Genomic DNA, 15,220 nt, shown 5'->3' on the forward strand with positions numbered 1-15,220 from the left:
CAGCGCCCGCCGGCATCGGCGAGCGTTATCATGTCATGGGTCTATCAGGATAACGGTATAAAAGCGAATATCCTTTATTCAACTTCCTCGACGTCATTGTGCAGATCCACCAGCGCATGCTCGCCGCTGGACTGCTGTTTGGCGTCGTCACTGCGCGCCAGCTCCAGCCGCGCCAGATAGTCGGGGTCGATATCACCGGTAATATAACGGCCGTCGAACACCGAGCAGTCGAACTCGGTAAGCGCCGGATTGACTTCGCTGACCGCCGCCTTCAGGTCGTCGAGATCCTGATAGATCAAACGGTCGGCGCCGATCAGTTGGCACACCTCGTCGACGCTACGATCGTAGGCGATCAGCTCCATCGCCACCGGCATGTCGATGCCGTAGACGTTGGGATAGCGCACCGCCGGCGCGGCGGAGGCGAAATAGACGTTCTTCGCCCCCGCCTCACGGGCCATCTGGATGATCTCGTTGCAGGTGGTACCGCGCACGATGGAGTCATCGACCAGCAGTACGTTCTTGCCATTGAACTCGATATCGATGGCGTTGAGTTTCTGGCGCACCGACTTCTTGCGCTGCGTCTGCCCCGGCATGATGAAGGTGCGCCCGATGTAGCGGTTTTTCATGAAGCCTTCGCGATAGGGCACGTCGAGATGCAGTGCCATCTCCAGCGCCGCGGTGCGGCTGGTGTCGGGGATGGGAATGACCACGTCGATGTCGTTGTCGGGCCAGTCGCGGTGAACCTTCTCGGCCAGCTTCTGCCCCATGCGCATGCGGGTGGCGTAGACGTTGGCGCCGTCGAGGATCGAATCCGGCCGCGACAGATAGACGTACTCGAAGATGCAGGGCGCCAGCCGGGTCTGCTCGGCGCAGCGCTGGGTGTGCAGGTTGCGATCCAGGTCGATATAAAGGGCCTCACCGGGCGCCAGATCGCGAATCATCTCGAAGCCGGCGACGTCCAGCGCCACCGACTCGGAGGCGATCATGTACTCCGGCCCTTCGGCAGTATCGCGCTTGCCGAACACTACCGGGCGGATACCGTAAGGATCGCGGAACGCCACCAGCCCCTTGCCGTTGATGATCGATACCGCCGCATAGCCGCCGCGGCAGCGGCGATGCACGCGCCGCACGGCATCGAAGATATCCTCGGCGCCGAGATGGTGGCCCTGCTTGCCCAGCTCATGGGCGAAGACGTTGAGCAGTACTTCGGAGTCTGAGCTGGTGTTGATGTGGCGCAGATCGGCGTTGAACAGCTCCTCGACCAGCTGGTCGGAGTTGGTCAGGTTGCCGTTGTGCACCAGCGCAATGCCGTAGGGTGAGTTGACGTAGAAGGGCTGTGATTCGGCCTCGCTGGCGGAGCCGGCAGTGGGATAGCGCACATGGCCGATGCCAAGATGCCCTTTCAGGCGCGTCATGTGGCGGGTATGGAAAACATCCCGCACGAGGCCGTTGCTCTTGCGCAGCAGAAAGCGCCCTTCGTCCCAGGTCATCATGCCGGCGGCGTCCTGACCGCGATGCTGTTGCACCGTCAGGGCGTCGTAGACGGCCTGGTTTACCATCGAGTTGGCCATCAGGCCCAGGATACCGCACATGAGTTCTACCCTCGCTGTCGGTGGCGATCCGATACGCCGCAAAACGTCCTATCGAGCGGTCGGCCGGTTACCGTGCCGAATCAGGTTCGGCGCCGGGCGTCCTGCCGCCCTGCCCGCCATTCTGCGGCGTGCGTTGAAATTGATCCACTGCCTGTTCACCCAGACGCGACGGCAGCGACTGCTGTAAATCCTCGGCACGACGGTTGGCCTCATCGAGCAGCTCACCGTCGCGATCGAGCTGCTGGTAGCGGGCGATCAGCAGGTCGCGTCCCTGTTCGACGCGCGGTATCAGCTGCGACTGCTGCCAGGCGGGCGACTGGCGCAACGGCGTCAGCCCGACCACCGCTACCAGCAGAATCAGCACCAGCGCACCACGCAGGGCGCCGAACAGTGCCCCCAGCAGGCGATTGAAAAACCCCATGCCGGCCCATTCGATCATGGCATGCACGACCCGGATGACCAGTCGCGCCGCGATCAGCACGGCGATAACCACCAGAGCGAAGCCGGCTACCAGCCGAATCTGCGCACTGCCGATATAGTGTTCAAACAGGTCACCCGCCGGCTCGGCCAGCGCTCGCGCCGCCAGCAGAGCGACGATCCAGGCGGCCAGCCCCAGCCCTTCCCGAATAAAGCCTCGCGCCAGGCCGGTCAGGATGGAGAAACCGAGCAGGATTGCAAAGGCCCAGTCGATCCATGTCCAGCTCACTGCCCGGCTCCGCGCTCCACCACAAAACCGTTGATACCGGCACGCTGCTGCAGCTGACCGGCGGCGCGTTCACCCGCATCGCGGCTGTCAAAGGGGCCGATAAAGACCGTGCTCAATTCGCCGCGCGGCTGCTGCCAGGCGTTGAAACCCTGTTCACGCAGTTGGCTGACCAGCCGATCGGCGTTGGCCGACTGGCCAAAACTGCCGGCCTGCAACGCCCAGCCGCCCGCCGAAGCCGGTGGAGCACCGCTACCGGAAGCGCTGCGGCTGGCGCTGGCAGCGCTGCCGGAACCGCGACTGGCTGCCGCCATGATGGGGTCTTCACCGCCGCCGCTACTGCCGCTGCCGCGCTGTGTGGAACTCGGTGCGCTCTGCGTCTGGCGCTGACCGGCCGTGGGAGCGGCCTCGTCGGCGGCGGGCGCCGGCTCGTTGCTGCGCGCCACATCCTCGCTGACGCGCTCTCCGCCGTCGCTTTCATCACTGCTGCGGCCGGGGAAAAGCTGGTTGCTCTGACTTGTCCGGCGGGTGGTCGAATCACCGCTTTGCGGATTCTGTACCGCCTCATCGGCCAGCGGTGATTGGGGCGCGCCAATATTACGCTGCTCGACCTCGACCGGCTGATCGATCGACATCGACGTTCCCCGAGAAGGCGCACTATCGTCATCCGAACGATCAAACAGCATCGGCAGTACGATGATGGCTATCGCCACCACAATGACGGTACCACTGATGCGTTCGCGCATACCGTATTTCATCGCTTCCCTGCTCCCTGTAGGGCACCATCGCTATCGAGCCATTCGAGCGCTTCGGCAACGGTAAAAAAAGAGCCGCAGACCAGCACTTCACTCTCGCTGTTGTGTGCAACCAGCCAGTCGAGACCGGCAGCGGGGCTGTCGGCAGCATAGAGCACCCAGGCGTGGCGCGCTTCGATCAGCGCCGCCAGTGATGCGGCTTCGCGGCCCCGCGCGCCGCCAAGGGTGACCGGCAGCCAGGCGTCCACGACAGGCGCCAGCGCCTCGATCACGCCGGCCGCTTCCTTGTCGGCCAACATGCCCAGCAGGGCGATACGATGGACCGATGGTCGCTCGGCCAGGTGGCGTGCCAGATAGTCGGCGGCGTGCGGGTTGTGCGCCACGTCGAGGCAGAAGCGGCCGACCCACTGCATACGCCCCGCCAGTTGCACACCGGCAAAGGCGCGACTGCAGGCCTCGGCAACCGGCTCGACGCCGGCCAGCTCGAACGCCATCAGCGCGGCGGCGGCGTTATCCAGCGGCAGCGCGGGGTCGGGCAGCGCTTCAAGGCGCGCCGGCGCATCGACCGGGCAGCGCCAGCACCAGCCCTCGCCGTCGGCGTGCCAGGTAAAGTCATCACCGGGGGCGAGCAGCCGCGCTACGCCCAATTCGCGGGCGTAGTCGCCAACGCTTGCCACCATATCGCGGCTACCCAGCACCGCCGGACGGCCGGAGCGCATGATACCCGCCTTCTCGCGCCCGATCTGTTCGAGGTCATCGCCCAGGTAGTCGGCATGATCCAGCGCTACGCTGGTGACTATCGCCACGTCGGCATCCACCACGTTGGTGGCGTCCAGACGACCGCCCAGTCCTACCTCCAGCACCGCCAGCTCGGGGCGGTGTTCGGCAATAATCAACAGTGCCGCCAGGGTGCCCATCTCGAAATAGGTCAGGCTGATGTCGCCGCGCGCGGCATCGATGCGTTCGAAGGCAGCGATCAATGCCCTGTCCTCGACCTCGTGACCGTCGATACGCAGCCGCTCGTTATAACGCAGCAGATGGGGCGAGGTGTAGAGGGCGGTGGTCAGGCCGTGAGCACGACCCAGCGCCTCCAGCATGGCGGCCGTCGACCCCTTGCCGTTGGTCCCCGCCACCGTAACCAGCCGGCCGGCCAACGGCCGATCGCGCAACTCGAGGCGGTCAGCGACGACGCCCACCCGTTCCAGCCCCATATCGATGGTTACTAGATGGCGCTGCTCCAGCTCGGCGAGCCACTGCGTCAGCGTGCGCGACATGGCCAATCAGTGCGCCGCGGCACTGCCGTCCAGCGACTCGCTCTCCTCACCGGGGGTCGCCTCGGGGTCAACGGGCGCCGCCGGGCGAGCGGTCAACTTGCGCAGCAGGCGCGCCAGCCGGCCACGCATCTCGTTTCTGTGGATGATCATGTCGACGGTGCCGTGCTCGAGCAGAAACTCACTGCGTTGAAAGCCTTCCGGCAGTTTTTCGCGCACCGTCTGCTCGATCACGCGCGGTCCGGCAAAGCCGATCAGGGCATTGGGCTCGGCAATGTTGAGATCACCCAGCATCGCCAGCGACGCCGACACGCCGCCAAACACCGGATCGGTAAGCACCGAGATATAGGGCACGCCCGCCTCGCGCAGGCGCTCCAGCGCCGCCGAAGTACGCGCCATCTGCATCAGCGAGAAGAGCGCTTCCTGCATGCGCGCGCCGCCCGAGGCGGCAAAGCAGACCAGCGGGCACTGCTGCTCGCGGGCGATGGTGGCAGCGCGTACGAACTTCTCGCCTACCACGCTGCCCATCGAGCCGCCCATGAAGTCGAACTCGAAGGCCACCGCAACTACCGGCTGCCCCTCGAGGGTGCCCTTCATGGCGATCAGGGCGTCCTTTTCTTCGGTGGACTTCTGGGCAGCCGCGAGACGGTCCTTGTACTTCTTCGAATCACGAAAGCGCAGCCGGTCGACAGGCTCCATCCGGGCGGCGATCTCTTCACGCCCATCACTGTCGAGAAACCACGCCAGCCGCTTGCGTGCGTTGAGACGCAGATGGTGATCGCATTTGGGGCAGACGTTGTAATGACGCTCAAGCTCGGGCCGGTAGAGCACGGCCTCGCAGTTGGGACATTTGCGCCACAGACCGTCGGGAATGCTGTTACGACGGTCGGTTCGGGTGGTGCGCCCCATGGAGGGCACAATCTTGTCGAGCCAGCTCATTGGAAATACGATTCCATGTGGTGGGTAATCAAACGGCGCCGCGCACCGGGGCACGGCCTTGTCTGGCGACCATTATCAATCATCGATACCGCTCGGGGCCAGCCCGTCGAGGGTTCCTGTTGCCATGGCGGCTCTCGAGGCGCACTCGATAAAGGCCGCCATGCGCCGGTGATCCTTGATACCGGGAGCGCTCTCGACCCCGCCGGAGACATCCACCGCCAGCGGCTTCACTCGTGCCACCGCTTGCGCCACGTTGTCGGGGGTGAGCCCGCCGGCCAGAATCACCGAACCGGCCAGCTCGGCGGGAATACGCGACCAGTCGAAGCACTCACCGGTACCGCCGGGCACACCGGGGCGATAAGCGTCGAGCAGCAGTCCGCGGGCGGCGGCGAAGCGTTCGGTCTCACGCGCCAGGTCGATGTCCTCGCGCATGCGCAGCGCCTTTATCCAGCTGATGCCGTAAAGGTCACACGCCTCGGGCGGCTCCTCGCCGTGGAACTGCAGCAGGTCGAGCGCGCCGGCACAGCGCGCGATCAGATCAGGCGTCTGGTCGACGAACAGCCCCACCCGGGTAACGAAAGGCGGCACTCGCGCTGCCAGCACTTCCAGCCGGTCGGGGGTGATGGCACGGCGGCTTGCAGGCCACATCACGAAGCCGACGGCGTCGGCACCCAGCGCCACTGCCGCGTCAACGTCCTCCTCGCGTGTCAGGCCGCAGATCTTGATGCGGGTTCTCATGGGCGCCCCTCCTCCGGGATCTCGTCCGGCTGTGACGGCCGACGCGGCTCGCCGCGATAGACCGGGCGTCGGTAGTTTGACGGCGGCAGGCGGCGCTCGCCGCTCCATTCGCCGCGAAACCACAGCGGCGACGGCCCCAGCGGTTCGCGCGGCAGATCGAAACGCGCGTCGTAATAGACATCGACGAAGTGCAGACCCTGGGCCGGCGCGGTCGCTTCGGCGCGGCGGCGATCACCCCGGGCGAGAATATCGCCACAGCGCTCGACGCCCTGACGGCCGTCACCGACGGTGAGCAGCGCCCCGGCAATGTTGCGCACCATGTGGTGGACAAAGGCGTTGGCCTGAATATCGATCACCACCAGCGGGCCGATGCGCTGCACTTCGATGAAATGCACATGGCGCCAGGGGGTGCGGGACTGGCAGCCGGCGGCGCGAAAACCGGAAAAGTCATGCTCGCCCACCAGCGCCTGCGCCGCCTGCTGCATACGCTCGACATCCAACGGTACGCGGTGCCAGATCATCTGCTCGGCGTCCAGCGCCGGCGGCACCGGCTGGTTGGCAATCAGATAGCGATAGCGCCGCGCCAGCGAACAGAAACGGGCGTGAAAATCCAGCGGTACGGGGTGCGCCCAGCGCACCGATACATCGCGCGGCAGATTGACGTTGGTGCCCATCACCCAGGCCTTGAGGGTACGCGGCCGATCGCAGTCGAAGTGGACGATCTGGCGGCTGGCGTGAACGCCGCTATCGGTTCGTCCGCTGCACATCACCTCGAGCGGTGCGACGGCCACCTTCGATAGCGCCTGCTCCAGCGCCGCCTGCACCGAAGGGCCGTGTCGCAGGCGCTGCCAGCCCTGGTAGTGGGTGCCGCGATACTCGATACCCAGCGCAATGCGCCCGGCAATGCGTTCGTTCTCGTCGATGGGCTCAAAAAGGGACATGGCACTCGGTCAAACAGGCAATGAGACGACCCGGCGCGCGGCGGCACACTCAGCGCTTGTGGCGCTGCCCGTGGCGCGCGCTTTCGGGGCGCTCATTATCCGTATCCTCGGGGGAAAACGCCACCTTCGAGCCACGCGCCCTGTCCCCCGTGCCGGGCTCTTCGGGCAGGCCCGGCGCGGACAGTTGCAAGCCGGAAGTGTCGATATCCACACTGGGGCGGCGCTGCTGTTGACGTTCACTCTCCTGCAGTTCCAGCTCCTGGGGCGTCAGCAGAGAGAAGGCACTGCTCGACGTATCGACTCTATCGCCCCGCTCCTGCGGCTCCTCGGTATCGTCCTCGCTCTCCCCCGACGCTACGTGCTCGGGCGTCGACGGCGCTCTCGGCTCGGCCTCATTAGCATCCCGTTGCGCGCGCGCTGCGCTCTCCTGCGGCGCTGCCGACTGACCGGCCTGCGCCTGCGCCTGCTGCTCCTGCTCTCTGAGCGCCAGCGCGGCCAGCGCCTGCTTCAGAATCTCGCTGTCCGGATAGTTTTGCTGCCCCGATTCCAGCAGTTCGCGTGCCTGAGCCAGGCGCCCGTACTGCTCGAAGATGGCCGCTTCATCGCGTATCGCCTGCGCCTGGGTCTCCTCGGGGCTGGGCGTGGCACTGTCAGCGCCACCGCGCGACGCACTCCGGCGGTCAGCCTCGGCATTCTCCTGCTCCGGTGCCGAAGTCTGATCGCTCTCGTCACCCTCTTTTTCGGTCGACGCCGCCAGCCCGATTTCGTCGGCGGTGACCGGGCGGTAACGGCGTTCGCGCCAGGCGCGCAGCGCTATCAACAGTACGGCAAGCAGTGCCAGTCCCGCTGCCAGCCACAGCCAGGGAAAGCCGCCAGCGGCGGCAGTCGACGCGCTGGCGGGGGCAGCAGGCTGCGAGGTTTCGCCAGAGGGTGAAGACGACGCCTGCTGCGCCGCGTCAGCGTCCGGCGTGGCAGCCGACGCGCTGCCGGCACTGGCAGCGTTGCTGATGCTATCAGCGGAATTCGGCGTGGCAGGCGGCGCCTCGCCGGCGGGCGAGGGGGCATCGGTGAGCGACGCCAGGCGCTGCTCATCAAGGCTATCGAGGCGCGCCGCCAACTGCTGCTGACGCTCGTCGAGCGTATCGATCAGCTCGGCGGTACTACCGCCGGCACTGAGCGTGGAGGAGAGCGAGGTCTGCGCCATCTGCTGCGCCTGCAGACGCTCCTCCAGTTCATCGACCCGGCTGCGCAGCGCAGCCAGCTCGGCAGCGGCAACGCCATTGGCAGCGCTGCCGCTTTCGGCAGACGGATTGGCGGCGCCACTGCTGCGCTCGCGGCTCACTTCACGTGGCGCCGGCGGCTGGCGTGCGTTGCGCGGATTGGCCAGCGCCGCCAGCGAATCGGCCGGTGCCATCTGCTGCGTGGTATCGTCGCCACCACCGGCGCCGAGCGACGGCAGCAGGGTGATGCGCGGCGTAATCGCCCCCTGCGGCCAGCGCAGGGTGATCAGCGTCTGCAGCATGGCGCCAGCAAACGGACGAGTACCGCGCATGCGGAGATAAAGCGCCCCCGGCGAGCCCTGTACATCGAGCCGCAGGGTGTCGGTAGCGGCACTGCGCGACAGCCCCAGTGCCTGCCACAGCCGCTCATCGGCCAGCGACGCCTGTATCTGATCGGCGCTCAGCGCACCGCTGTCGATCAGCGGCACCCTCGCCTGCAGCGGTTGATTGAGCCCCGAACTGACCTGCGGCATCCCCACTCCCAGCGCCTGCGCCGGCGAAGCGGGCAGCAAAAGCGTTAAAAGCAGTGCGGCAAACAACGTTATGGCACGCCCTGATGGCATCGGTCTCCTCCGGGTGTCGCGATGATTTCGGCGCCCAACGATTCTAACGCCCGATAAAAAGGGCGCCTCTACCCGAGGCGCCCCGTATCACAGCGACAATAGCGATGGCGTCAGTGGCGCTCGACCAGCAGTGCCAGCATGCGGCGCAGCGGCTCGGCGGCGCCCCACAGCAGCTGATCGCCGACGCTGAAGGCGCTCAGGTACTCGCCGCCCATCGCCATCTTGCGCAGTCGGCCTACCGGCACGCCAAGGGTGCCGGTCACGGCCGCCGGCGTCAGCCCGGCCAGCGTCGCCTCCTTGTCGTTGGGCACCACGCTGACCCAGTCGTTGTGACGTGCAATACGGTCCTCGATCTCATCTATCGGCACGTCGCGCCTGAGCTTGATGGTAAAGGCCTGGGCGTGGGAACGCATCGAGCCGACCCGCACGCAGATACCGTCGATCGGCACGGTATTGGGGGCAAGGCCGAGAATCTTGTTGCTCTCGGCGTTGCCCTTCCACTCCTCCTTGCTCTGGCCGTTATCCATCCTTTTATCGATCCACGGCAGCAGGCTGCCGCCCAGCGGGGCGCCGAACTGCTCGATGGGGAACTGATCGCCACGCATCGCCTCGATCACCTTGCGGTCGATATCCAGAATCGCCGAGGCGGGGTCGTCCAGTTCGGCACGGGCGGCGTTGCCGGCCATCGCCATCTGCTCCAGCAGCTCGCGCATGTTCTGGGCACCGGCCCCGGAGGCAGCCTGATAGGTCATCGAGCTCATCCACTCGATCAGGTCGGCCTCGAAAAGACCACCCAGCCCCATCATCATCAGGCTGACGGTACAGTTGCCGCCGGCGAAGGTCCTGAAACCGTCGTCGAGGCGCTGGTCGATCACATGGCGGTTGACCGGGTCGAGCACGATCACCGTATCGTCGTGCATGCGCAGACTGCTGGCGGCGTCGATCCAGTAGCCCTTCCAGCCGGACTCGCGCAGCCTGTCGTAGACCTGACCGGTATAGTCGCCGCCCTGACAGGTGACGATGACATCGAGCGACTTGAGCGCCTCGAGATCAAAAGCGTCCTTCAGCGGCGGCACTTCGACGCCCACGTTCGGACCCGGCTGACCCACCTGGGAGGTGGTGAAAAAGACCGGCTCGATCCGTTTGAAGCCGTTCTCCTCGCGCATGCGATCAAGCAGCACGGAACCTACCATGCCACGCCAGCCGACAAATCCGGTTTTCAACATGAATAAGTACCCCGAATGGTTATCGTTGAACGAATGCGACACGGCCCGAGGGCGTGCCGTTCTGAATAGTAAAATGGTAGCTTAGGTGCATTCTGAAAAGCCGACCAACAGCGGACTACTTCTGGTCGCCCGCCTTTTTGAATGCCGCCACGACGGCATCGCCCATCTCGGCGGTCGACACCCTGGTGGTACCTTCATAAGCGATATCGGCAGTGCGCAGGCCGTCGTCCAGCACCGCGCCCACCGCCTGCTCGATGCGACCGGCAAGGGAGGCTTCGTCGAGCGAGTAGCGCAGCATCATCGCCACCGACAGAATCGTCGCCAGCGGATTGGCCTGCCCCTGGCCGGCGATATCCGGCGCGCTGCCGTGACAGGGCTCGTACATGCCCTGCCCTGACTCGTTGAGCGAGGCCGATGGCAGCATACCGATCGAACCGGTCAGCATGGCGGCGGCGTCCGACAGGATGTCGCCAAACATGTTGCCGGTGACGATCACGTCGAACTGCTTCGGTGCGCGCACCAGCTGCATGGCGGCGTTATCGACGTACATGTGCGACAGCTCGACGTCGGCATACTCCGGCGCCAGCTCGTTCATGATATCGCGCCACAGCATGGTCACTTCCAGCACGTTGGCCTTGTCGACGCTGCAGAGCCTTTTGCCGCGTTTTTGCGCCATCTCGAAGGCCACCCTGCCGATGCGGCGAATCTCGTGCTCGTCATAGACGTAGGTGTTGTAGCCGTAGCGGCTGCCGTCGTCGCGGGTCTCGCGGCCGCGTGGCTGGCCGAAGTAGATGCCGCCGGTCAGCTCGCGCACGATCATGATATCGAGCCCCGATACCACTTCCGGCTTGAGACTCGATGCCGCCACCAGCTGGGGATACAAAATCGCCGGGCGCAGGTTGCCAAACAGCCCCAGCTCCTTGCGCAGTACCAGCAGCCCCTTCTCCGGGCGCTTGCTGATATCCGACATGCTGTCCCACTGCGGCCCGCCCACGGCGCCGAGCAGCACGGCGTCGGCGGCCCGGGCACGCTCCAGGGTGTCCGCGGCCAGCGGCACGCCGGAGCGGTCGATTTCGGCACCGCCCACCGGCGCCTCGTCGATGGCGATATCCAGCCCCTCATGGCGGCAGGCTTCCAGCAGGCGCCGCGCCTCGCGGGTGATCTCCGGGCCGATGCCGTCGCCGGGCAGTACCAGAATCTTCTTGCTCATGTGTTTTCCTTAAAACGGCTCCCTGGTGGCCCAGAGCACCAGCATATCGGTAGTGAACGATCCATCATCAGCGATCTCGAAGGCATCACGCACTTCCTGACCGACCTGACCCTGAAGGTGCAAAATCGCAGCGCGCATCACATCAGGGGTGCGCATACGCGCAATCCATGTCTCGAAATCCAGCCGCAGGCGCTGACGCGTGCTGGATGTCATGACAAGCCCGGCCTCACCGACCATCTGCGCCCATTCACTCGGGGCGTAATCGCGAACATGGCTGGTGTCGCGCAGCATCTCGACCGTTTGCAGAAAACTATCGAAAAGCGGCTGCTCGGAGGCCGTCACATCAATGAATGCCGCCACGCCGCCGGGCTTCAGAACGCGCCGGGCTTCACGCAGTGCCAGCCCGACATCGCGCCAGTGATGGGCAGAGAAACGGCTGCACACCATATCGAAGCTGTCATCGGCAAAAGGCAGCGCCTCGGCAACGCCCTGCACCGTCCGGATATTGTCCAGCCCGCGCTCGGCAGCCGCCCCGGCCACGACTTCAAGCATCCGTGGCGACAGGTCATAGGCGACGATCTCATCAGCCAGATCGGAAACCCTGAAGCTTACGTGACCGGCGCCACAGCCAAGATCGAGCACTCGGGCATGACACAACCCCTTGAGACGCTCACGCAGCTGATCAAATTCCTGGCCTTCGGCGTGAACGCTGCTGCTCAGGTAGGCTACGGCCTGCTCGCCGAACTGTCGCTCGACAACGCCGCTGTGGTTCTTTTCCGAGCGCGTCTCATGCATCGCGAAACAGCCAGGGCTGGGCAGCACGATGACGGGTTTCGAACTCGCGAATGGCCTCAGAGTTGTCGGTCAGCGTCAGGCCGATATCATCCAGTCCGTTTTCAAGGCAGTACTTGCGGAAGGGGTCCACCTCGAAGGCGATGATGTCGCCGTCGGGGCGGTGAATCCGCTGTGCGGACAGATCGACATCAAGGCGATAGCCCGGCGTGGCCTCGACCGCCTGAAACAGTTGCTCGACGGTGTCGTCATCGAGCGTGATCAGCAACAGGCCGTTCTTGAAGGCGTTATTGAAGAAGATATCGGCAAAGCTCGGCGCGATAATCACACGAAAGCCGAAGTCCTCCAGCGCCCAGGGCGCATGCTCGCGGGAACTGCCGCAGCCGAAGTTGCGTCGCGCGAGCAGCACGCTGGCGCCCTCGTAGCGCGGCTGATTGAGCACGAAGTCGGGGTTGCGCGGGCGCTGCGCACAGTCCTGTCCCGGGTAGCCCTCGTCGAGATAGCGCAGCTCATCGAACAGATTGGGGCCGAAGCCGGAGCGCTTGATCGACTTGAGAAACTGCTTGGGTATGATCAGGTCGGTGTCGACGTTGGCGCGATCCAGCGGCGCGACCAGACCCTGCAGGCGTTCGAACTTTTTCATCGTCTGGTCTCCTTAGGCACTCATCGCATCGGCGCGATCATAGTCATAACTTCGCACGTCGACGAAGTGGCCTTCGATGGCCGCGGCCGCCGCCATCGCCGGGCTCACCAGATGCGTGCGGCCGCCGTAGCCCTGGCGCCCCTCGAAGTTGCGGTTCGAGGTCGAGGCGCAGTGCTCACCGGCGCCCAGTCGATCGGCGTTCATGGCAAGGCACATCGAACAGCCCGCTTCACGCCACTCGAAGCCGGCATCGAGGAAGATGCGGTCGAGCCCCTCCTGCTCCGCCTGACGTTTGACCAGCCCGGAGCCGGGCACCACCATCGCCTGTTTGAGGCTCGACGCCACTCGGCGCCCCTTGACCACGGCGGCAGCGGCGCGCAGGTCCTCGATACGCGCGTTGGTGCAGGAGCCGATGAAGACGCGATCGAGGCGAATGTCGGTCATTTTCTGACCGGCGCTCAGGCCCATGTACTCAAGCGCCCTTTCGAGGCCGCGGCGCGCGGTGTCATCGGCAGCATCGGCCGGGTCGGGCACTCGCTCGTGGACGCCCACTACCATCTCGGGGCTGGTGCCCCAGCTGACCTGGGGTTCGATGGCGGCGGCGTCCAGCGTGACCACCCGGTCGAAGACGGCATCTTCGTCGGAAACCAGCTCACGCCAGCTTTCCACCGCCGCGTCCCACTGAGTGCCCCGCGGCGCGAAGGGGCGCCCGGCGACGTAATCGATGGTGGTCTGATCGACCCCCACCAGTCCCACCCTGGCACCGCCCTCGATCGCCATGTTGCAGATCGTCATGCGGCCTTCCATGGAGAGATCACGAATCGCGCTGCCGGCGAATTCCAGCGCATAGCCGGTGCCGCCGGCGGTGCCGATCCTGCCGATAATCGCCAACACGATATCCTTGGCGGTGACATGGGGAGCAAGTTTGCCCTCCACGCGCACCTGCATGTTCTTCATCTTGCGCTGAATCAGGCACTGGGTGGCCAGTACGTGCTCGACCTCGGAGGTGCCGATACCGTGGGCCAGTGCCCCAAAAGCGCCGTGGGTGGCGGTATGCGAGTCGCCGCACACCACCGTCATGCCCGGCAACGTGGCACCCTGCTCGGGGCCGATGATATGCACGATACCCTGGCGCACGTCGTTGATACCGAAGGTCTCGATACCGAAGCTGGTGGTGTTGTCATCCAGCGTCTGCACCTGAATACGCGAGACATCATCCTCGATACCGGCGATGCCCGCGCTGCGCTCCTTCGCCGAGGTCGGCACGTTGTGGTCGGCGGTGGCGATGTTGGCATCAATGCGCCACGGCCGACGGCCGGCCAGCCGCAGCCCCTCGAACGCCTGCGGCGAGGTCACTTCGTGCAGCAGGTGACGGTCGATATAGATCAGCGAGGTGCCATCCTCGCGGCTCGATACCAGATGCGATTGCCACAGCTTGTCGTAGAGGGTCCGGCCCGCCATGTTGTGCCACTCCTTGCCCGTCGCCGGGCCTTGTCACGGTTCGTCGAAGCCGCCCGCCAGGCGCGACCTCTTTCTATGTAAGGCCTACTCTACGCCCGCCTTTACCATGAAAGCAATTCATGATATTCATACTTCTCATTCCATTTTGGAATAGCCAAAGGCACAGCCCATGGATACCGACAGCCTTCGTGCCTTTGTCGCGGTAGCCGACAGCGGCTCCTTCTCACAGGCGGCAGAGCGGCTTTTTCTCACCCAGTCGGCGATCAGCAAGCGCATCGCCGCGCTTGAAAGCCGCATCGATGCCCCTCTTTTCGACCGCATCGGCCGGCGCATCACGCTCACCGAAGCGGGCCACACCCTGATGCCGCGGGCGCGGCAGATTCTCGCCATGTTCGAAGACACCCAGCGGGCGCTGACCAATCTGAGCGGCCGGGTACACGGCCGGCTTTCACTGGCTACCAGCCACCACATCGGCCTGCACCGGCTGCCGCCGGTACTGGCGCGCTACCGCAAGCGCTGGCCGGAGGTCAGTCTCGACATGCAGTTTCTCGACTCCGAGCAGGCCTATCAAGGCGTGCAGAGCGGCGCGCTGGAGCTGGCACTGGCCACCATGGCGCCGCAGACGCCGGTGCACATCACCGCCGCACCGCTGTGGGTCGACCGGCTGCACTTCGTCTGCGCCGCGGACCACCCGCTGGCCCACGGCACCCGGCTGTCACTGGCGGCGCTGGCCGAGTTCGATGCGGTACTGCCCGGCGAGCAGACCTTCACCCGCGCCATGGTCACCGACGCCTTCGAACGCTCGGGCCTGACGGTCGGGGTGTCGATGTCGACCAACTATCTGGAGACCATCCGCATGCTGGTCAGCACCGGGCTGGGCTGGAGCGTACTGCCGGAGACCCTGCTGGATGACAGCATTCACTGCCTTGATGTGGCGCACCCGCCCATCGAGCGGCCGCTGGGCTATCTGTTTCACGACCACCGCACCCTCTCCAACGCCGCCCGCGCCATGCTGGAAGTGCTGGAGGCGAGCCGCGAAACCGACGGCAACGACATCGCCACCCGGTGACGCGCGCAATATTGCAAATCATCGAAGCAAATGCTCC

Annotated in this window: 14 protein-coding genes; 1 reads left to right on the forward strand and 13 read right to left on the reverse strand. The window is 65.3% G+C overall.

Annotation, left to right across the window (positions count from 1 at the left end; translation table 11 throughout):
* Window positions 1-74 precede the first annotated feature (74 nt).
* The 13 genes from purF to leuC all read right to left on the reverse strand — a co-directional run bounded on the left by purF (window position 75) and on the right by leuC (window position 14,114).
* A complete protein-coding gene (gene purF / locus H146_RS0108885) occupies window positions 75-1,592 on the reverse strand; it encodes an amidophosphoribosyltransferase (RefSeq protein WP_019951527.1) in 1,518 nt (505 codons plus the stop codon).
* A 67-nt stretch (window positions 1,593-1,659) separates the two neighbouring features.
* Window positions 1,660-2,298 (reverse strand): CvpA family protein, encoded by a 639-nt coding sequence (locus H146_RS0108890; RefSeq protein WP_019951528.1) that lies wholly within the window; start codon window positions 2,296-2,298, stop codon window positions 1,660-1,662.
* Entirely contained in the window at window positions 2,295-3,053 is a 759-nt protein-coding gene (locus H146_RS0108895) for an SPOR domain-containing protein (RefSeq protein ID WP_019951529.1), read from the reverse strand. Before H146_RS0108895 ends, H146_RS0108890 begins: the two co-directional genes overlap by 4 nt.
* The gene (folC, locus tag H146_RS0108900; protein ID WP_019951530.1) at window positions 3,050-4,324 is read right to left on the reverse strand and encodes a bifunctional tetrahydrofolate synthase/dihydrofolate synthase; all 1,275 of its coding nucleotides are present in this window, start codon (window positions 4,322-4,324) and stop codon (window positions 3,050-3,052) included. Before folC ends, H146_RS0108895 begins: the two co-directional genes overlap by 4 nt.
* 6 nt (window positions 4,325-4,330) lie before the next feature.
* Window positions 4,331-5,260, reverse strand: a complete 930-nt coding sequence (accD, locus tag H146_RS0108905) for an acetyl-CoA carboxylase, carboxyltransferase subunit beta (protein WP_019951531.1) — start codon at window positions 5,258-5,260, stop codon at window positions 4,331-4,333.
* A gap of 75 nt (window positions 5,261-5,335) precedes the next feature.
* Window positions 5,336-5,998, reverse strand: coding sequence for a phosphoribosylanthranilate isomerase (locus tag H146_RS0108910; RefSeq protein WP_019951532.1), 663 nt, complete (start codon window positions 5,996-5,998; stop codon window positions 5,336-5,338).
* Window positions 5,995-6,939: a tRNA pseudouridine(38-40) synthase TruA gene (gene truA / locus H146_RS0108915; protein ID WP_019951533.1), complete on the reverse strand. Its 945-nt coding sequence runs from the start codon at window positions 6,937-6,939 to the stop codon at window positions 5,995-5,997. The genes H146_RS0108910 and truA overlap by 4 nt, the downstream gene beginning before the upstream one ends.
* A 49-nt stretch (window positions 6,940-6,988) precedes the next feature.
* Window positions 6,989-8,782: a type IV pilus assembly protein FimV gene (locus H146_RS0108920; RefSeq protein ID WP_156826753.1), complete on the reverse strand. Its 1,794-nt coding sequence runs from the start codon at window positions 8,780-8,782 to the stop codon at window positions 6,989-6,991.
* A 110-nt stretch (window positions 8,783-8,892) separates the two neighbouring features.
* Entirely contained in the window at window positions 8,893-10,008 is a 1,116-nt protein-coding gene (gene asd, locus H146_RS0108925; RefSeq protein ID WP_019951535.1) for an aspartate-semialdehyde dehydrogenase, read from the reverse strand.
* Between the two features lie 115 nt (window positions 10,009-10,123).
* Window positions 10,124-11,218, reverse strand: a complete 1,095-nt coding sequence (gene leuB / locus H146_RS0108930; RefSeq protein ID WP_019951536.1) for a 3-isopropylmalate dehydrogenase — start codon at window positions 11,216-11,218, stop codon at window positions 10,124-10,126.
* A 9-nt stretch (window positions 11,219-11,227) separates the two neighbouring features.
* Window positions 11,228-12,013: a class I SAM-dependent methyltransferase gene (locus H146_RS0108935; protein WP_019951537.1), complete on the reverse strand. Its 786-nt coding sequence runs from the start codon at window positions 12,011-12,013 to the stop codon at window positions 11,228-11,230.
* Window positions 12,006-12,653 carry a 3-isopropylmalate dehydratase small subunit gene (leuD, locus tag H146_RS0108940; protein ID WP_019951538.1) on the reverse strand — a complete coding sequence of 216 codons (648 nt, stop codon included), beginning with the start codon at window positions 12,651-12,653 and terminating at the stop codon, window positions 12,006-12,008. Before leuD ends, H146_RS0108935 begins: the two co-directional genes overlap by 8 nt.
* Window positions 12,654-12,665: 12 nt before the next feature.
* Window positions 12,666-14,114, reverse strand: a complete 1,449-nt coding sequence (gene leuC / locus H146_RS0108945; RefSeq protein ID WP_019951539.1) for a 3-isopropylmalate dehydratase large subunit — start codon at window positions 14,112-14,114, stop codon at window positions 12,666-12,668.
* Between the two features lie 169 nt (window positions 14,115-14,283).
* Here leuC and H146_RS0108950 point away from each other — a divergent pair, with 169 nt between their 5' ends.
* Window positions 14,284-15,183: a LysR family transcriptional regulator gene (locus H146_RS0108950; protein WP_019951540.1), complete on the forward strand. Its 900-nt coding sequence runs from the start codon at window positions 14,284-14,286 to the stop codon at window positions 15,181-15,183.
* Window positions 15,184-15,220: the final 37 nt, after the last annotated feature.

The sequence above is a fragment of the Kushneria aurantia DSM 21353 genome, from assembly GCF_000382245.1.
In the GTDB taxonomy this organism is placed as follows: domain Bacteria; phylum Pseudomonadota; class Gammaproteobacteria; order Pseudomonadales; family Halomonadaceae; genus Kushneria; species Kushneria aurantia.